The sequence below is a fragment of the Paenarthrobacter sp. MSM-2-10-13 genome (assembly GCF_011605365.1).
Taxonomy (GTDB): Bacteria; Actinomycetota; Actinomycetes; order Actinomycetales; family Micrococcaceae; genus Arthrobacter.
This window is the reverse complement of sequence record NZ_JAAOXO010000013.1, coordinates 1-19,015: the sequence shown is the minus strand read 5'-3', so window position 1 is coordinate 19,015 and position 19,015 is coordinate 1. Positions and strand designations below refer to the sequence as shown.

Here is a 19,015-nt window from a genome sequence, read left to right as displayed (position 1 = left end):
AGCTTTTCGCAGGAAGGTGAACAACAGGTGTCAGACGTTTCCTGCACGTCACATGGTGTTGTACTGCTGTTCGCCTGTAGATAACCGGTTGTTAAGGAGCCGGGCATGGCAGTCAGGGCACCAAGAGCACTTTGCCGGTGGTGCGGCGGCCTTCAAGGTCCCTGTGTGCCTGGGCTGCCTCTGCCAGTGGGTACGTAGCGCCCACCCTGACTGCGAGGGTGCCGTTGGCAGCGGCGTCGAAAATTTCCGCTGAGCGCCACCGGCGTTCCTGGGCATTCTGGACGAAGTGCGCCATGGTGGGCCTAGTGAGCGTTAGCGAACCCGCGGCGTTCAATCGCTGGGGATCAAATGGCGGTACCGGGCCGGAGGCTGCGCCGAAGAGCACCATGGCGCCTCGGATCCGCAGGCTCTTCAGGGAGTCGTCGAACGTGTCCTTGCCGACTCCGTCGTACACCACGTTGACGCCCTGGCCATCGGTGAGTTCGCGGACCTTGTCAGCGAAGCCCTCGTAACGGAGCACTTCATCGGCGCCGGCCAGTGAGGACAGCTCCGCTTTTTCGTCCGAGGAGACGGTGGTGATGACGCGGGCTCCGCGGGCCTTCAGGAGTTGCGTCAACAGCAGGCCAACGCCACCTGCGCCGGCGTGAAGCAGAACGGTGTGGCCCGGCTCTACACGGAACGATGAGTTCATCAGGTAGTGCGCGGTGATGCCCTGCAGCGGCAGGGCTGCTGCCGTGTGATCGTCGACGCCGTCAGGTACCGGAAGTGCCTTGCTCGCCTCCACGATGGCGTACTCCGCGTAGGTTCTGGACCCCTCCGCGGTGGCAATGCGGTCACCAATGGAGAATTCCTCCACCCCATCGCCAACGGCCTCCACCCCATCGCCAACGGCCTCCACCGTACCGGCGGCCTCCGCACCCGGGGTAAAGGGGTAGTCCACTTTATAGGCGCCGCTGCGTTGGTAGGTCTCAATGAAGTTGACCCCGGCAGCTGCGACCTTGATCAACAGCTGGCCGGGGCCAGGCTTCGGTATTTCCACAGATGCGTACTCAAGGACCTCAGGTCCTCCGGGCTGCTGTGCAACGATGGCGTGCGTCATGGTGGCTCCTTAATCCGGGGCGGTCCTTCCGGTGCCCGGTTTCAGATTCCATCCTAGGGAAGGTGGGGCTTCCCTTGTGGAACGCCTAGAAGCGTCCGTGCGTCGAAGCTACCGGGCAGTCGAAGCCGCGGCCTGCTGCCAGGCCTACCTCGTTGAGGTATCTGACCACGATGCCATAGGACTGCATCAGACTGGTCTCGGTGTAGGAAATGGAGTGCTTGGCGCAGAACTCGCGCACGATTTTTGTGGCCTTGTACAAATGGGGCCGAGCCATGTCCGGGAACAAATGGTGCTCCACTTGACGGTTGAGCCCACCCAGGAGGAAGTCCATGAAGAGGCCACCGCGGATATTCCGCGAGGTCAGGATCTGGCGGTTGAGGAAGTCCACGCGGCTGTCCTTGGGAAGGACGGGCATGCCTTTGTGGTTCGGGGCGAAAGAGGCACCCATGTAAAAGCCGTAAACCATGATCTGCACGCCGAGGAAGGCGAAAGCCATGCCGATGGGCAGGAACGTGAAGGCCAGTACGGGGAGGGCGGCAAGCCTGGCCACAAGGATGGGCGTCTCTACCCAGCGGTGGCGTACTTTCTGCTTACCGAAGACAAAACGGAGGGAGTCGAACTGCAGGCTCAAGCCCAGGAGCGTCAGGAGTGGGAAGAAGAACCAGCCCTGCTTCTTGGTGAGGAAAGCAAGGCGGCCCTTACGCTCAGCTGCTGCGTCTTCGTAGAACACCAAGGCGTTGTTCCTGATGTCCGGGTCTTTGGAGATGACGTTGGGGTGGTTGTGGTGGGCTCCGTGCTTCTGTTCCCACCAGGAGTAGCTGATGCCGGCAACGCCGGTTGCCAAGAGTCGGGCTGACCAATCGTTGGCGCGGCGCGAAGCGAAGATCTGCTTGTGACCTGCCTCGTGGGCAAGGAAGCTAAGCTGCGTGCAGAGGATGCCGACAGCAGCGGCGATCAGGAGCTGGTACCAGGAATCGCCAATGAGGGCGAAGCCAAGCCAGGTGCCGGCCATAAGGAGGACCAGGGCCACGAAGACCCAGATGTAGAAGCCGCTACGGCGTTCGAGGAGTCCAGCCGACTTGACGGTTTTGAGGAGCTCTGAGTAGCTCTGGACAACGGGATTGGGTTGGATTGCGCGAGCTTTGGGGCGCTCAGCGGTGGACGTGGGTGACATAAATGTGCCCCGTATCGCTAACGGGCAACGCTGCAGCCGACGTTCGGACTGCACGGTCTGGATCACCCTCCACTAAGCATACGTCCATTCTCCAAAATAATGAGACTGCTCACATCCGCATGTATAAATATCGGACAGCATGAATATTCTTGCTGTACAGTGGAGTCATGACTATTTCTGTTGCCGTCTCCGGTGCCAGCGGCTACGCCGGGGGAGAAGTGCTGCGCTTGCTGGCTGGCCATCCGAACGTCACCATCGGGGCCATCACCGCTCACAGCAACGCCGGTTCCAGACTAGGGGAGTTACAGCCGCATCTCCATGGTTTGGCCAGCCGGATTCTGGAAGACACCACAGTGGAGAACCTTTCCGGGCATGACGTCGTGTTCCTGGCCCTGCCGCACGGCGCCTCCGCCGAGATCGCTGCCCAGTTGCCTGAGGGGACGGTAGTGATCGACGCCGGTGCTGACCACCGCTTGCAGGACGCCGCAGCGTGGGAAAAGTTCTATGGCTCCGCTCACGCGGGCACCTGGCCGTACGGCCTCCCTGAGCTCCCCGGGCAGCGTGAAGCACTTAAAGGTGCCACACGCATTGCCGTGCCCGGCTGCTACCCGACGTCCGCCCTGCTGGCTTTGACGCCGGGGTTCGCCAACAATCTCCTCCTGACGGACGACGTCGTGATTGTCTCCGCCTCGGGAACCTCGGGCGCCGGCAAGGCAGCCAAGGTCAACCTCATCGGCGCCGAGGTCATGGGGTCCATGAGCCCCTACGGCGTTGGCGGCGGACATCGGCACACCCCGGAGATCGAACAGGGACTGTCCAATGCGGCCGGTGAGCCGGTGACGGTATCGTTCACGCCCACGCTGGTTCCGATGAGTCGCGGTATCCTCACCACGGCAACGGCCAAGGTGCGGCCGCAGGCTGGACGCAGTGTCACTGAGGCCGAGCTACGCCAAGCCTGGGCGGACGCTTACGACGACGAACCGTTCGTGCACCTCCTCCCCGAAGGCCAGTGGCCCACCACAAAGTCCGTTCAAGGCTCCAATCACGCTGTGATGCAGTTGGCCTTCGACTCCCACACGGGCCGCGTGATTGTCACGTGCGCCATTGACAACCTCACCAAGGGGACCGCCGGCGGAGCCGTGCAGTCCATGAACATTGCCCTCGGCCTGGACGAAACCGCCGGCCTGAACCTGCAGGGAGTTGCACCGTGACCATTACCGCCCCCAAGGGATTCCGCGCCGCAGGCATCAAAGCCGGCATCAAGGCCTCGGGCAACCCGGATTTCGCTCTGGTAGTCAACGACGGGCCGCAAAAGTCCGCCGCCGCCGTTTTCACCTCCAACCGCGTGGCTGCTGCGCCGGTTCACTGGTCACGCCAGGTGGTCAGCGACGGACGCGTGGATGCAGTGGTCCTGAACTCCGGTGGAGCCAACGCCTGCACCGGTCCCCAGGGTTTCCAGAACACCCACGCCACCGCCGAGAAAGTGGCAGAGGTGCTGGGAGTCTCAGCTTCCGACGTCGTGGTGTGCTCAACCGGCCTGATCGGTGAGCAGCTGCCCATGGACAAGATCCTTCCCGGTGTGGAGGCAGCTTTCCGTGAACTGTCCGAAGATGGCGGCTCCGCTGCCGCCACAGCGATCATGACCACGGACAGTGTGTCCAAGGAAGCAGTCTTCAACGGCACTGATGCCCAGGGCAAGCCGTTCACGGTCGGCGGCATCGCCAAGGGCGCCGGCATGTTGGCACCGGGCCTGGCCACCATGCTGGTGGTCCTCACCACCGACGCCGAAGTTCCGGCAAATGAGCTGGACGTCGTCCTCCGCGACGCCACACGCGTCACCTTCGACCGGGCTGACTCGGACGGCTGCATGTCCACCAACGACACCGTGGTGCTGCTGGCATCCGGGGCGTCGGAAGCTCTGCCCTCTGCGGAGCAGTTGAGTGAAGCGGTCACCCACGTCTGCGCCGAACTGGCTCGCAAGCTCATCGGTGATGCCGAGGGCGCCAGCCACGACATCGCTATCCGGACCTTCAACGCCGCCAGCGAACGCGATGCTGAAATCGTCAGCCGCAGTGTTGCCCGCTCCAACCTTTTCAAGGCAGCCATTTTCGGCAAGGATCCCAACTGGGGTCGCGTTCTCTCAGCGGTGGGAACAACGGATGCCGTGTTCGAGCCGGACCAGCTCAACGTCGCCATGAACGGCGTGCAGATTTGCCGCAACGGCGCAATCGGTGATGACCGGAATCTTGTGGACTTGGAGCCCCGCGAAGTATTGGTCGAAATCGACCTGCAGGCCGGCGACGCCGAGGCAACCATTTGGACCAACGACCTCACGCACGATTACGTGCACGAGAACAGCGCCTACTCGAGCTGAGCGGATGACTATGACTGCGCACACCCGGGAAACGACGTCAACGAGCCACGTCTCGGCCAAAACAGCCCAGGACAAGGCCGGCACGCTGATTGAGGCCCTGCCGTGGATCCAGCGTTTTGCCGGCACCACCATGGTGATCAAGTACGGTGGCAACGCCATGGTCAACGACGACCTCCGCCGTGCCTTCGCCGAGGACATCGTGTTCCTCCACCACGTGGGCATCCACCCTGTGGTGGTCCACGGCGGCGGCCCCCAGATCAACTCCATGCTCGGCCGCCTCGGCATCGAATCCGAATTCAAGGGCGGACTCCGCGTCACCACCCCTGAGGCCATGGACGTGGTCCGCATGGTCCTTACCGGCCAGGTGGGCCGCGAGCTTGTGGGCCTGATCAACTCCCACGGACCCTACGCCGTCGGCATGTCGGGCGAAGACGGCGGTCTGCTGCGCGCCGTTCGCACGGGCACGGTTGTTGACGGCGAAGAGGTAGACCTCGGCCTGGTGGGCGAGGTGGTGGGTGTGGACCCCGCGGGTATCAAGGACATCCTTGACGCCGGCCGCATCCCGGTGATTTCGACAGTCGCCCCGGAGATTGTGGACGGAGGAGATGGCACTGGCCAAACCACGGGTCAGGTCCTGAACGTCAATGCGGACACTGCAGCGGCCGCCGTCGCGTCTGCACTTGGCGCCACCAAGCTCGTCATCCTGACCGACGTCGAAGGCCTGTACGCCAACTGGCCGGACAAGTCATCGCTGATCTCGTCACTGACAGCATCAGAGCTCCGCGACATGCTGCCGAAACTTGAGTCAGGCATGATCCCGAAAATGGCCGCCTGCCTTAAAGCCATCGACGAAGGAGTGGAACGTGCGCACATCGTAGACGGGCGTCTCCCGCACTCGATGCTGCTGGAAACCTTCACCACCGCGGGCATCGGCACGCAGGTAGTTCCCGACGAGGAAGTGAACGCATGAGCACCGAACTGAGCCATACCGCCGAAAGCCGCAGCAGCGATGGGGGGCCGGGCGTGGTCGGCCACCGCGGAGCGGGCGGGGCCCCCATCGCTGCGGAGGCTGCCGCAACCACGCTCGTTTCCCAGAGCTCAGGTGCTGACTGGCTGGCCCGTTACTCGTCCTCGCTGATGGGTGTCTTTGGCACGCCGCAGCGCGTGTTGGTGCGGGGCGCCGGCTGTCTTGTGTGGGACGCCGACGGCAAGGAGTACCTGGACCTTCTAGGCGGCATCGCAGTGAACGCTCTGGGTCATGCGCACCCCTTCGTCACTTCCGTGATTTCCAGCCAGCTGGCCACGCTGGGGCATGTGTCCAACTTCTTCACCAGCCCCACGCAGATCGCGCTGGCTGAGAAGCTCCTGGCTATCAGCAATGCTCCGGCCGGTTCCAAGGTGTTCTTTGCCAACTCCGGTACCGAGGCCAATGAGGCCGCGTTCAAGTTGGCGCGCCGTAACAACAGTGACGGGAAGCGCACCAAGATCATCGCGCTGGAGGGGGCCTTCCACGGCCGCACCATGGGGGCCTTGGCGCTCACCGCCAAAGAGGCTTACCGTGCGCCGTTCGAACCACTGCCCGGTGGCGTGGTTCACATCCCGTTCGGTGACATCGAAGCCCTGCGTGCCGCCGTCGATGATTCCACCGCAGCCGTTTTCCTGGAACCTATCCAGGGTGAAGCGGGCGTCCGGCCGCTCAGCACCGAATACCTGCAGGCAGCTCGCGAGGTGACCACAGCTGCCGGTGCGCTGTTGATTCTTGACGAGGTCCAGACCGGTATTGGCCGGACCGGCAAGTGGTTGGCCAGCGAAGATGCCGGAATTGTTCCCGACGCCGTCACCCTCGCCAAGGGCCTTGGCGGCGGCTTCCCGGTTGGTGCCTTGATCACTTTCGGAAGTACGACGTCGGCCCTGCTCACCGCCGGACAGCATGGCACCACGTTCGGCGGCAACCCGGTGGCCACGGCCGCTGCACTGGCCACACTGCACGCCATCGAAAGCCAGGGTGTCCTGCAGAACGTGCTGACCGTCGGTGCCCACCTTCGTGAAGGACTGGCCGCCATTGAGCCTGTCACTGAAGTCCGCGGCGAGGGCCTGCTGATCGGCTTCGATGTGAACGCCGACGTCGCACCCGCCATGGTGAGCGCAGCTTTGGACGCAGGCTTCATCATCAACAGCCCGGGCCCGCGGACCATCCGCCTCGCGCCGCCGCTGATCCTGACCCTTGATCAAGCGGACCGTTTCCTGGACGCTCTTCCCACCCTGATCGCTACGGCTACAGCCAACACCGCTAAGGACGCACAGTGACTTCTTCCACCGCCACCCGTCACTTCCTCAAAGACACGGACCTCAGTCCTGCCGAACAGGCTGAGGTTCTGGAACTCGCAGTCCGGATGAAGGCCGCGCCGTACAGCGTGCAGCCTTTCGCCGCTGAGGGCAATGGCCGTAAGACGGTGGCCGTGATCTTTGACAAGACCTCCACCCGCACGCGTGTTTCATTTGCCACCGGCATTGCGGACATGGGTGGCAATGCCCTCATCATCAACCCGGGTGAAGCGCAGATTGGCCACAAGGAATCCGTGGAGGACACGGCGAAAGTCCTGGAGCGCATGGTCTCCACCATCGTGTGGCGAACGGGTGCCCACTCGGGCCTGGTGGCCATGGCGGAGAACTCCAAGGTCCCGGTTATCAATGCATTGTGCGATGACTACCACCCCTGCCAGCTCTTGGCCGATCTTCTGGCTGTCAAGGAGCACAAAGGGGAACTGGCCGGCTTGAGCATGGCCTACCTGGGTGACGCCGCGAACAACATGGCCAACTCGTACCTCCTCGCTGGCGTGACTGCCGGAATGCATGTGCGCATCGCCGGTCCCGAAGGTTACCTGCCCGCGCCGGAGATCGTGGCTGCTGCGGAGGAACGTGCTGCCGAGACCGGCGGCTCAGTGCTCATCACCAGCGACGCCGTCGAAGCCCTCAAGGGCGCAGACGTTGTGGCAACGGACACGTGGGTGTCCATGGGTCAGGAGGCCGAAAAGGAAGCCCGGATGCAGCTCTTCCGCGACTATTCCGTGGATGAGGCCGCCATGGAGCAGGCCGCGCCGGACGCCGTCGTTCTTCACTGCCTTCCGGCATACCGCGGCTACGAAATTTCCGCCGGGGTCATCGACGGCCCGCAGTCGATCGTCTGGGATGAAGCGGAGAACCGCCTCCACGCGCAGAAGGCATTGATGGCATGGCTGATGCACCGCTCCGGACTCGCGATCGTTGAGGGACTTTCACCCGTTGAGGGTATCTCCGTCCTGGAAAACACTGTGGAGAGCACGTTCTAGTGTCCACCAACCCGTCCGTGCCGGGCGCCAGTCCGGCCACCAAGACTGCCCGCCAGGCGCGTATCACCGCGATCCTGACGGGTGAGTCCGTGCGTTCGCAGGCAGAGCTTGCAGCTCTGCTGGCAGACGACGGCGTCCAGGTCACCCAGGCCACGTTGTCGCGCGACCTCGTGGAACTGGGCGCAGTCCGGGTCCGGGGCAAAGAGGGAGCCCTCGTTTACGCCGTCCCGGGGGAGGGCGGCGACCGCAATGCCAAGAGCGGCGTGACCCAGGAAATCCTGGATGCACGGCTGACCCGCCTGTGCGGGGAACTCCTGGTGACCGCGGAGGCCTCGGGCAACATCGTGGTCCTCCGCACTCCGCCAGGAGCAGCGAACTTCCTGGCACTGGCCGTGGATCACTCCGTGATGCCGTCAGTATTGGGTACGATCGCAGGCGACGACACTTTGCTGCTGGTCGCACGGGATCCTGATGGCGGTGCTGAACTGGCGGCGCGTTTCCTGCGCATGGCCGAAGAAGCCGGGCCTGGCAACCAATAGATTTTCCAAGCATTGATTCACACCAGCATTGATTCGAATGAACCAAGCAACAACAAAGGAGCACTCTCGTGACTGAGCGCATTGTTCTGGCCTACTCCGGTGGCCTTGATACGTCCGTAGCCATCGGCTGGATCGGTGAAGCCACCGGCGCCGAGGTCATCGCTGTGGCCGTCGACGTCGGACAGGGTGGCGAGTCCCTGGAGACCATCCGTCAGCGCGCCCTCGGTTGCGGCGCCGTGGAGGCTTACGTGGCCGACGCCCGTGACGAGTTCGCCAACGAGTACGCCATGCCCACCCTGAAGGCCAACGCCCTCTACCAGGGCCACTACCCGTTGGTTTCGGCTATCTCGCGTCCGGTCATCGTGAAGCACCTCGTGAAGGCTGCCCGCGAATTCGGCGCTACCACCGTTGCGCACGGCTGCACCGGCAAGGGCAACGACCAGGTCCGCTTCGAAGTTGGCATCCAGACCCTCGGCCCGGACCTGAAGTGCATCGCACCGGTCCGCGACCTCGCCCTGACCCGCGATAAGGCCATCGCCTTCGCCGAGGAAAAGGGTCTGCCGATCGAGACCACCAAGAAGAACCCGTACTCGATCGACCAGAACGTCTGGGGACGCGCCGTCGAAACCGGTTACCTCGAGGACATCTGGAACGCTCCCACCAAGGACATCTACGACTACACCGCAACCCCGGAATTCCCGCCGGCACCGGATGAGGTCACCATTTCCTTCCAGGCCGGCGTGCCGGTGGCCATCGACGGCGTCAAGGTCACCCCGTTGCAGGCCATCCAGGAACTGAACCGCCGTGCAGGCGCGCAGGGCGTAGGCCGCATCGACGTCGTCGAGGACCGCCTGGTGGGCATCAAGTCCCGCGAAATCTACGAAGCCCCGGGTGCCATGGCGCTGATCACGGCCCACAAGCACCTCGAGGACATCACCATCGAGCGCGAGCAGGCCCGCTTCAAGGCCACCGTTGGCCAGCGCTGGGCCGAGCTGGTGTACGACGGACAGTGGTTCTCCCCGCTGAAGCGCTCCTTGGACGCTTTCATCGAGGACACCCAGCAGTACGTCTCCGGTGACATCCGCATGGTCCTGCACGGTGGCCAGGCAATCGTCAACGGTCGTCGCTCCGAGACCTCCCTGTACGACTTCGACCTCGCCACCTACGACACCGGCGATACCTTCGATCAGTCAATGGCACGTGGCTTCATCGAACTGTGGGGCATGTCCTCCAAGGTTGCTTCCGGCCGCGACCTCCGCGTCGCAGGGCAGTAATGACGTCGGCTACAAACGAAGGTGCACTGTGGGGCGGCCGGTTCGCCGGCGGGCCCGCGGATGCGCTGGCCGCTCTGAGCAAGTCCACACACTTTGACTGGCGGCTCGCCCGCTACGACATCGCCGGTTCCAAGGCCCACGCCCGCGTGCTGGCTAAGGCCGGGCTGTTGGACAATGCCGAACTAGAAGGCATGCTGGCCGCTCTCACCCAGCTGGACGAGGACGTCGCGAGCGGCGCCTACCTTCCGGCTGAGAGCGATGAGGACGTTCACGGGTCCCTTGAACGTGGCTTGATCGAACGTGCCGGTACCCAACTGGGCGGCAAGCTCCGCGCTGGCCGTTCCCGCAACGACCAAGTGGCCACCCTCGGCCGTATGTTCCTGCGTGACCACGCCCGCATCATCGCCCGCGGTGTCCTTGCCACCATCGATGCCCTCGTGGAGCAGGCCAAGGCCCACCACGGCGTAGCGATGCCCGGACGGACGCACTTGCAGCATGCACAGCCGGTGTTGCTGAGCCACCACCTGCTGGCTCACGCCTGGGCACTGCTGCGCGATGTGCAGCGACTCCAGGATTGGGACAAGCGCGCTGGTGTTTCGCCCTATGGTTCGGGTGCGCTGGCGGGTTCGTCCCTGGGCCTTGACCCTGAAGCTGTTGCCGCTGACCTTGGCTTCTTCTCGGCTGTGCACAACTCGATTGATGGCACCGCTTCGCGCGATGTCTTCGCCGAGTTCGCGTGGGTTTGCTCCATGATCGGCGTGGACCTGTCCAGGATCTCCGAGGAAGTCATCTTCTGGGCCACCAAGGAGTTCTCCTTCGTCACGCTGCATGACTCGTACTCCACGGGGTCCTCCATCATGCCGCAAAAGAAGAACCCGGACGTTGCTGAGCTGGCCCGCGGCAAGGCGGGACGCCTCATCGGCAACCTGACCGGCCTCCTCGCGACGCTCAAGGGACTGCCACTCGCGTACAACCGCGATCTGCAAGAGGACAAAGAGCCGGTCTTCGACGCCGCCGACACCCTGGAGCTCCTGCTTCCGGCAGTGTCCGGCATGATCGCCACCCTGAAGTTCAACACGGAGCGCATGGAATCACTGGCTCCGCAGGGCTTCGCGTTGGCCACGGACATTGCCGAGTGGCTCGTCCGCCAGGGCGTTCCGTTCCGGGAGGCCCACGAGCTCTCCGGTGCTGCTGTGAAGCAGGCCGAAGGTCGCGGCGTGGAGTTGTGGGATCTGACGGACGAGGAATATGCAGCAATCTCGGAGCACCTGACTCCCGAGGTTCGTAGCGTTCTCAGTACTGAAGGTTCGCTCAACAGCCGCAACTCGCAGGGCGGAACGGCACCAGCCGCCGTCGAGCGCCAACTGGCGGCCCTGGAAGCGGAACTGGACGCAGCACGCTCCTACGCAGGCTAATCGGTTCGCGACTACTGTGGGATGGCACTTCGGTGTCATCCCACGGGTGTTTAAGCGGGTGGGCTAGCATGGCGCTATGACTCAGATCACCCCTGAGGCGCTGCCCGCAGAGCTTCACAAAGCCGCTGACACCGCCATCCGCCTCCTATCAAAGATGGAAGAATCCTCGGTCGCTGAACCGTCGGAACTGCCGGGGTGGACCCGTGGCCACGTCCTCGCTCACCTTGCGGGAATTTCCAAGGCAATGACCCGGCAGCTGGAGTACGCGCGCCGCGGCGAAACGGTGGAACTGTACGACGGCGGCATGGACGGCCGTACGAAGGCGATCAACCTGGCGGCAGGGCACAGTCTCGCGCAACACACCGAGTCTGTCACCGCTGCGATCGGGGCCGCCATCGACGCGTTTGATGCCTTGGGTCCGGACGATTGGCAGGCGCGGATCGCCTACAGGGACGGGACAGTGTTCGACGGCGGGCTGGCGCTGTGGCGCGAACTGACCATCCATGCTTCGGACCTGGGCGTGGGGTTCGGACCGGAAACGTGGAGCAGGCCTTTCTGCGAACACCTCATCGGGTTTCTCGCCGCACGTGTCCCGGAGTCCTACAAATTTGTCCTGCAGCCCACGGGTCTTCCCCCAAGGAGCGTCGGCACCGGAGGCACTTCCATAGCCATCACCGGCATGCTGACCGACATCGCCGCGTGGCTTGCAGGCCGCGAACCCAGCCTCGGAAGCCTCAGGGCCACTGCAGCCGCTGATGGCGTGGACCTGCCGGAGCTCCTGCCCTGGCCAGCAGCGCAGCCCGGGGCCCGCTAAATCCCAGTCGCTCTCTCACGTCCGTCGTGTCTTGGGCGGTCGCTCTCTCACGTCCGTCGTGTCTTTGCCGCTGCTGCCCGCCACAAGTGCATGGTGGCATAGGAGCGCCAGGGGCTCACTTCGCGGAAGTCGGTACTGAGCCCTGCTGCGGCGGGCAGGACCTTCAACCCGTTTCGTACTGCGGCATCATTGGCCAGGAAGACGTCGGGAGCTCCAAGCACCCGCATGGCGACATAGCCCACCGTCCACGATCCCACGCCGGGCATCGGGAGAAGCTTCCGGGCGAGGCTGTCGAGGTCGTCGCCGTACCCGAAGTCGAGGGCCCTACTGGCCATTGCTTCGGCGGCAGCAACAATGGAGTCGATCCTGCGCTGAGGTCCTCGGAGGAGTTCCCGGCCGTGTTCGGCGAGTTCGGCCGTCGTCGGGAACAATCGCTCCAAGCCGGGGGAGGCGCCATCAACAGCGGACCCGGCCACTGACAACTGAGTGAGGGCGGTTCTGGCGGCAGCTACGGTGATTTGTTGACCGATCATGGCTCGGATCAACAGCTCGTGTGGATCCACAGCGCCCGGCACCCGCACCCCCGGAATTGCAGCGACGCTCGCCGAAAGCCTCGGATCCCTTGCCAGCGCGTTATCGATTGCTTGAGGATCCGCGTCTAAGTCAAACAGCCTCCGGACCCGGCTCAGAAGTGCCGGGGGATCGTGGAGATCCCGCACCGCAGCTGTGAGTTGCAGCGGCCTGCCGGGAGCTGAAGGGTTGTACGAGACAGACAACGACGCGCTGCCCCGCGGCAGGCGCAGCGTGCGGGCATAGGTCCTGGTTCCATCCGCCGAGGTACTTGCCGCCTCGATGCCTGGAACCGCCCGAACTGCCAGGAAGTCGAAGATTCCCGGATCAAACGGTTCCCTGTATGGAAGGTTCAGCGTCAGAGCGGCAGGCGCCGCCCCCGAAACCCCGGTGCCCCTGTGCGGGCCGGACTTCGCCGCAGTGGCACGCACCGCCGTCGGGGTCATCGCGAAAACCTCGCCGATGGTGTCGTTGAATTGCCGCACACTGTTGAACCCTGACGCGAACGCAACGTCGGCCAGGAGCATGTCGGTGGAGACCAGCAGCGTCCTGGCGGTCTGTGCCCTGCTTGCCCGCGCCAGTGAGAGAGGACCCGCGCCGAGTTCGTTGCTGAGGATGCGGTTGAGCTGCCGGGCGGAGTACCCCAGACGGCTCGCGAGGCCGTCGACGCCCTCGCGGTTGATCACGCCGTCGTTGATGAGCCTCATGGCGCGGCCGGCGACGTCGGAACGGATGTTCCACGCGGGCGTTCCAGGGACTGCCTCAGGCAGGCATCGCTTGCAGGCGCGGTATCCCGCTTCGTGAGCGGCCGCGGACGTTTCATAAAACGTGACGTTCGCTGCCTTAGGGGTGCGCGCGGGGCACGACGGCCGGCAATAGATGCCGGTGGAGCTGACGGCGGTGAAAAACTGACCGTCAAAGCGGGTGTCGCGGGCGTCGATCGCCCTGTAGCGCTGCCAGAAGTCCATGGCCTAATCCTGACACCCGCCGGAAGCTGCTGCTAGCGGAAATCGGACATAACCGTTCGCCGCATTGTTGCTAGGGTCTGGTCATGAGTTCGTCCATGGACAACGAGGTCAGCGACCCGGCCGCGGTGCGCGCGTTCCTCGAAGGTGACCCCCGTGTCATCGCTCCGCAGATACTCGGCGCGGTACTGACCCACCACTCAGAAGCCGGTCCGGTCTCCGTCAGGCTCACCGAAGTAGAGGCCTACCTTGGGCCGCGCGATTCAGAGCACCCCGACCCCGGCTCCCACACCTTCGGTGGTCTTACCGCCCGGAATGCGCCCATGTTCGGGCCACCGGGATTCCTGTACGTCTACTTCACCTACGGCATGCACTACTGCGCCAACATTGTCTGCGGTCCCGACGGCACGGCGTCAGCCCTTCTCCTGCGTGCCGGCGAGATCGTCGAGGGGGAGGGGCTCGCCGCCCTACGACGGCCGGCATCCAAAGCGCACAAGGACCTGGCCAGCGGACCCGCCAGGCTAGCCTCCGCACTGGGACTTACGACGGCGGACACTGGCCGTGACGCGCTCGCGGAACCGTTCAGTTTGTGGTTGCCCAGGACGCCGGCAGCTGCCGTTGCCAGCGGACCGCGGGTGGGCGTAGCGGGTTCGGGCGGAAGCACTGAATACCCCTGGCGCTTCTGGATCGAGGACGATCCTACGGTGTCCCGCTACAAGGCAGCACGGCCGCGAAACCGGAGCGCCACCAACTGACCTCAGCGCTGGCGGCTCGGCAGAACCTTCGACTTTTTGTGACGCAGTCCGGCGTATGACGCGTACCCCCACGTTTACCAAAATCGCTGTAGAATGGTAGGTCTGTCTTTTGCGATAGGGGTTACGGTTCGATGCACGACGCTGATTTGGTCCATGAGCAGGAATATGTTGCCGGGCTGTATGCCCGGCTCGATGAGCTGCGCGCCGAAAAGCGCGCCCAGCTGGCGCAGGTGCGCAAGGCCGGCGCGGTGGGAACCATGCAGAACGTCTCAGAACGTGATGCGTTCGCGGCGCTGTACGAAGATCGCCTGGCGCAGCTGGACGCCGTCGACGACCGCTTGGTCTTTGGCCGCCTGGACCTTGATTCCGGTGAGGCGCAGTACATCGGCCGTATTGGTCTTTCCACGGCCGATCTCCAGCGGCTGATGGTCGACTGGCGTGCCCCGGAAGCCGGTCATTTTTACCAAGCCACCGCGTTCGATCGCCAAGGTGTCCGCCGTCGTCGGCACCTGATCCTTCAGGGACGCGACGTTAAGGCGATTGAAGACGACGTCCTGGACGCCGGGATGCTCGCTGACAACGACTCACTCCAGGGTGAAGGCGCGCTGCTGGCTGCGCTCAATTCCAAGCGCACGGGCCGCATGTCGGACATCGTGGGCACCATCCAGTCCGAGCAGGACCGGATCATCCGTTCCTCCATTTCCGGTGCGCTGGTAGTCCAGGGCGGCCCCGGAACGGGCAAGACCGCCGTAGCCCTGCACCGTGCCGCCTACCTGCTGTACACGCACCGCGAGCGGCTCAAGAGCGCCGGTGTTCTGCTCGTTGGACCGTCGTCGTCCTTTATGCATTACATCGAACGTGTTCTGCCGTCGCTCGGTGAGACCGGTGTGGTCATGGCCAGCCTCGGCCGCCTCATGCCCGGGATTCACGCCATTCCTGAGGAAGACGCAGACATCGCTGCCCTCAAAGGCAAGCTGGACATGGCAGCCGTGGTGGCAAACGCCGTGGCAAACCGGCAACGGACACCTGCAGAAGACCGCATCCTCGAAGTTGATTCGCGGAAGCTGACACTGACGGTTCGGCAGGTCCGCCGTGCCCGCGAGAAAGCCCGCGCCACAGGAAAGCCGCATAACGAAGCGCGGCTCACGTTCGTCAAGATCCTCCTGCGCGAGCTCACGGAGCAGCTGACGGACCTCGTAGAGGACGGCAACATCGGCAACAACGCCGATCGCGCCTATCTGGCCGAAGACGTAAGGTCGGCCCGCGACGTTCGCATCGCGCTCAACCTTTGCTGGATGCCGATGACCCCCGAGAAGCTCATTTCCGAGCTCTTCAGCAAGCCGGCCATCCTCGAAGCCTGCACGCCGCACCTGACACCCGCACAGCGTTCGCTGCTTGAGCGCCCCGTGGATGCCCCGTGGACCGAGGCGGACGTTCCGCTGTTGGACGAGGCTGCAGAGTTGCTCGGTGAGCTGGACCCGGCCGCCGGCAGGGGACTGGCCCAACAGGAGGCGGACCGTGCACGCGATCTCGCCAACGCCAAGCAGACCCTGGCCAACATGGAAGCGATGGGCGTGGACGTCCTGGTGACGGCTGAAGAGCTCGCTGAACAGAACCAGGAACGCGAGGGGCGGCTGACCGCTGCCGAACGTGCCACGAGCGATAGGTCGTGGGCTTTCGGCCACATCGTTGTTGACGAGGCCCAGGAACTCTCGCCCATGCAGTGGCGCCTCCTGGTGCGGCGCTGCCCGCTGAAGTCCTTCACGATTGTGGGCGACATCGCCCAAACGAGTGCAGCAGCAGGTGCCAATTCGTGGCAAAGCGCGCTGGCGCCGTCGTTCGGTGACCGCTGGACGCTGGAAGAACTTACCGTCAACTACCGCACACCATCGCAGATTGCAGAAGCTGCCGTTCGCATGGCCAACCGCGCAGGCTTGGTTGTCTCGGCACCCAAGGCCGTCCGCGAAGGCAAATGGTCACCCATCGTGGACCACGTCGAAGCGGACGGCATCGTGAAGCGCTTGGTTGAAGTCCTGCCGGAGGAAGTGGAAGCGATCGACGGCGGCCTGCTGGCTGTTATTGCCGACGGTCCCTTGCTGCCGCAGGCCACTGCTGCGCTGCGCGAGGTCTACGGACGCCGCATCGGCAGCGGCGCAGGCAGTTACCAGCAAGACATCGTGGTGATCAGTCCCAAGGAAGCCAAGGGCCTGGAATTCGACGGCGTTGTGGTCCTGGAACCAGCTGCCATGTTGAACCACGAGCACGGCAAGGTGGGCGACCTCTACGTCGCCATGACCCGGGCCACGCAGCGTCTGCGCCTCATCGCAGCCGCACCGGTACCCGCCGGCATCGAGCGCTAGGAAAAACGGACCCCGCAACCGGTGCTAACTTAGATCTCGTGTCACACGTAAACAACCTCGAGTCCCAGCACAACGATCCCGCCTTTGCCAACGTCTGGCAGGAGCTCAAATGGCGCGGTCTGGTTCACGTTTCCACTGATGAAACTGAACTGGAAAAACTGCTCGCCGGGGACCCGATCACGTATTACTGTGGCTTCGATCCCACCGCGCCGTCGCTGCACTTGGGCAACCTGGTGCAGTTGCTGGTAATGCGACGCCTGCAGTTGGCCGGCCACAAGCCGCTCGGCTTGGTGGGTGGGTCCACCGGCCTGATCGGCGACCCGCGTCCGACGGCGGAACGCACCTTGAACACCAAGGACACCGTGGCGGAGTGGGTTGGCTACCTTCAGGGCCAGGTGCGCCGCTTCCTCAGCTTCGATGGCGACAACCCAGCCCGCATGGTCAACAACCTGGACTGGACGGCGCCTTTGAGTGCCATCGACTTCCTCCGCGAGATCGGCAAGCACTTCCGTGTTGGCACCATGCTCCGCAAGGATGCCGTGGCGTCGCGCCTCAGCTCGGACGAAGGCATCAGCTACACCGAGTTCAGCTACCAGATCCTGCAGGGCATGGACTACCTCCAGCTCTTCCGCGACTACGGCTGCGCACTGCAGACCGGCGGCTCGGATCAGTGGGGCAACCTCACCAGCGGAACCGAACTTATCCGCAAGGTGGAAGGCAAGAGCGTCCAAGCACTTGGCACGCCGCTCATCACCAACTCCGACGGAACCAAGTTTGGCAAGAGCGAAGGCAACGCCATCTGGCTGGACCCGGACATGTGCAGCCCGTACACGTTCTACCAGTTCTGGCTGAACACGGCCGATGCCGATGTGGTGGATCGCCTCAAGGTGTTCACCTTCCTGTCCCGCGCCGAGATCGAAGCACTGGGCCAGAGCGTGGAAGAGCGTCCCTTTGCCCGTGAAGGTCAGAAGAAGCTTGCCTTCGAGGTGACCTCCTTGGTGCACGGCGTCGACGCAACCGAGAAAGTCATCGCCGCTTCGGCTGCCTTGTTCGGGAACGGCGACCTCACCGTACTGGATGAGCGGACCCTTGAAGCAGCCACGGCGGAACTTCCCTCCGCGACGATTAGTGCCGACGGCCTGGGCATCATTGACCTCCTGGTTGCTTCGGGTCTGTCAGACAGCAAGTCGGCCGCCCGCCGGACCGTGGGCGAGGGCGGCGCCTACGTGAACAACACCAAGGTGTCCGATCCCGACGCCATCATTGGCCAAGACGAACTGCTTCATGGCCGGTACTTGCTCCTCCGCCGGGGCAAGAAGAACCTGGCAACCATCGAGGTTTCGGCTTAGGTCCTCGTTTCAATCCCGTTCCGAAAGGGCCGGCAACCGTTATGGTTGCCGGCCCTTTTCTAGTGTCAGCGGAATTGTTTGCGGGTGAGCGGCTTCGCTGGGGTGGTGCGTGGCGGTTGGGTCGGTGAGTGGGGTTGGGTCGGTGGCGGCGGTCATCCTCTGCGCGCTCGGTCGTTCCTCCCTTGGACGCGCGCTGCCGGATAACCGCCTCCACCTTCCGACGCTCTCTCACTTCCCGGGGGTTTTTGTGGATCGCTCTCTCACTTATTAGCCGTTTTTGGGCGTCGTTCTCTCGCGTCCCGCGGGTTTGGGGGGCGTCGTTCTCTCACGTCCGGCGGGTTTGGGGGGCGTCGCTCTCTCTGGTTTTGCGGGTTGGGTGGGTGTTCGACGGCGGGTGGTTGTGGTGTGTTCGGGGTCTTGCCTTTGGCGGGATGACTGGGTTGTGTGACGTGTTTCACTGAGGATGCTTTCCTGGGGTTTTTGCTGGTTTGGGGTCTTGGTGAGCGTGTTGGGCCCGTGTTTGCGGGGTTTTGTGGTCGCTGGGGGTTGATTTGTGCCGGGACCCGTGGGCGTGTAATGTCTTCTGAGTCGCCGCGAGTGAGACTGCTTGGAGCTGAGAACCGCGGAGGCCAACCCCTTTGATAACAGCCTGAAAATTGGCACGCTTTTGAGTGTGCACGTGGAGGGTGGGGCCGAGGCCTGGATCGGGAATCGCGGAAACGTTGATTTGCAAAGATCTGGCTGATCGGGTAGGCTTGAAAAGTTGCTCCGGAGCGATCCCGGGCCCCTGTGGGGGTTTGGGTGGTGCCGGTTAGTGTCTGTTGTTTGAGAACTCAATAGTGTGCCAAGTTTGTTGATACCGATTGTTTTTTTGATTGGTTGAAATTATGGCTGGATCATTGCGCACCCCCGTGTGTGGTGGTCTGGTTTTCAGCTGGTTTCGAATTTTGTGCAGCCGCGTTTACCGTTATTTCCGGTGGGTGTGGTTGTGTCTGTTT

General features: G+C 63.6%; 15 protein-coding genes. 12 read left to right on the top strand and 3 right to left on the bottom strand.

The genetic code is table 11. From position 1 onward, the window contains the following. Positions 1-112: 112 nt before the first annotated feature. Both HAV21_RS19285 and HAV21_RS19280 read right to left on the bottom strand, forming a co-directional pair. Positions 113-1,099, bottom strand: a complete 987-nt coding sequence (locus tag HAV21_RS19285; RefSeq protein WP_166842795.1) for a quinone oxidoreductase — start codon at positions 1,097-1,099, stop codon at positions 113-115. 85 nt (positions 1,100-1,184) lie between these two features. Continuing rightward, a complete protein-coding gene (locus HAV21_RS19280) occupies positions 1,185-2,273 on the bottom strand; it encodes an acyl-CoA desaturase (protein WP_142939594.1) in 1,089 nt (362 codons plus the stop codon). A gap of 167 nt (positions 2,274-2,440) precedes the next feature. Here HAV21_RS19280 and argC point away from each other — a divergent pair, with 167 nt between their 5' ends. The 9 genes from argC to HAV21_RS19235 all read left to right on the top strand — a co-directional run bounded on the left by argC (position 2,441) and on the right by HAV21_RS19235 (position 12,018). Continuing rightward, positions 2,441-3,484, top strand: coding sequence for an N-acetyl-gamma-glutamyl-phosphate reductase (gene argC / locus HAV21_RS19275; protein WP_142939593.1), 1,044 nt, complete (start codon positions 2,441-2,443; stop codon positions 3,482-3,484). Next, positions 3,481-4,647, top strand: a complete 1,167-nt coding sequence (gene argJ / locus HAV21_RS19270) for a bifunctional glutamate N-acetyltransferase/amino-acid acetyltransferase ArgJ (protein ID WP_166842794.1) — start codon at positions 3,481-3,483, stop codon at positions 4,645-4,647. Before argC ends, argJ begins: the two co-directional genes overlap by 4 nt. Positions 4,648-4,657: 10 nt before the next feature. Then, on the top strand, positions 4,658-5,617 hold the full coding sequence (argB, locus tag HAV21_RS19265) for an acetylglutamate kinase (RefSeq protein WP_166842793.1): 960 nt from the start codon (positions 4,658-4,660) through the stop codon (positions 5,615-5,617). Beyond that, a complete protein-coding gene (locus HAV21_RS19260) occupies positions 5,614-6,954 on the top strand; it encodes an acetylornithine transaminase (RefSeq protein ID WP_208097201.1) in 1,341 nt (446 codons plus the stop codon). Before argB ends, HAV21_RS19260 begins: the two co-directional genes overlap by 4 nt. Beyond that, positions 6,951-7,976 carry an ornithine carbamoyltransferase gene (gene argF, locus HAV21_RS19255; RefSeq protein WP_166842792.1) on the top strand — a complete coding sequence of 342 codons (1,026 nt, stop codon included), beginning with the start codon at positions 6,951-6,953 and terminating at the stop codon, positions 7,974-7,976. The genes HAV21_RS19260 and argF overlap by 4 nt, the downstream gene beginning before the upstream one ends. Next, on the top strand, positions 7,976-8,515 hold the full coding sequence (locus HAV21_RS19250) for an arginine repressor (protein ID WP_142939589.1): 540 nt from the start codon (positions 7,976-7,978) through the stop codon (positions 8,513-8,515). Before argF ends, HAV21_RS19250 begins: the two co-directional genes overlap by 1 nt. Positions 8,516-8,583: 68 nt before the next feature. Beyond that, positions 8,584-9,789, top strand: coding sequence for an argininosuccinate synthase (locus tag HAV21_RS19245; RefSeq protein WP_166842791.1), 1,206 nt, complete (start codon positions 8,584-8,586; stop codon positions 9,787-9,789). Next, the gene (argH, locus tag HAV21_RS19240; RefSeq protein WP_166842790.1) at positions 9,789-11,204 is read left to right on the top strand and encodes an argininosuccinate lyase; all 1,416 of its coding nucleotides are present in this window, start codon (positions 9,789-9,791) and stop codon (positions 11,202-11,204) included. Before HAV21_RS19245 ends, argH begins: the two co-directional genes overlap by 1 nt. 76 nt (positions 11,205-11,280) lie before the next feature. Further along, positions 11,281-12,018 carry a maleylpyruvate isomerase family mycothiol-dependent enzyme gene (locus HAV21_RS19235; RefSeq protein WP_166842789.1) on the top strand — a complete coding sequence of 246 codons (738 nt, stop codon included), beginning with the start codon at positions 11,281-11,283 and terminating at the stop codon, positions 12,016-12,018. A gap of 47 nt (positions 12,019-12,065) precedes the next feature. Here HAV21_RS19235 and HAV21_RS19230 read toward each other — a convergent pair whose 3' ends face one another. After that, complete coding sequence (locus HAV21_RS19230) at positions 12,066-13,556, bottom strand: AlkA N-terminal domain-containing protein (protein WP_166842788.1); 1,491 nt, start codon at positions 13,554-13,556, stop codon at positions 12,066-12,068. 95 nt (positions 13,557-13,651) lie between these two features. Between HAV21_RS19230 and HAV21_RS19225 the strand changes: the two genes are divergently transcribed. From HAV21_RS19225 to tyrS, 3 genes are all read left to right on the top strand, one after another. Continuing rightward, positions 13,652-14,308: a DNA-3-methyladenine glycosylase gene (locus HAV21_RS19225; protein WP_166842853.1), complete on the top strand. Its 657-nt coding sequence runs from the start codon at positions 13,652-13,654 to the stop codon at positions 14,306-14,308. 131 nt (positions 14,309-14,439) lie between these two features. Continuing rightward, on the top strand, positions 14,440-16,668 hold the full coding sequence (locus HAV21_RS19220; protein WP_166842787.1) for an ATP-binding domain-containing protein: 2,229 nt from the start codon (positions 14,440-14,442) through the stop codon (positions 16,666-16,668). Between the two features lie 38 nt (positions 16,669-16,706). Continuing rightward, positions 16,707-18,017, top strand: a complete 1,311-nt coding sequence (gene tyrS / locus HAV21_RS19215; protein ID WP_166842786.1) for a tyrosine--tRNA ligase — start codon at positions 16,707-16,709, stop codon at positions 18,015-18,017. Positions 18,018-19,015 lie beyond the last annotated feature (998 nt).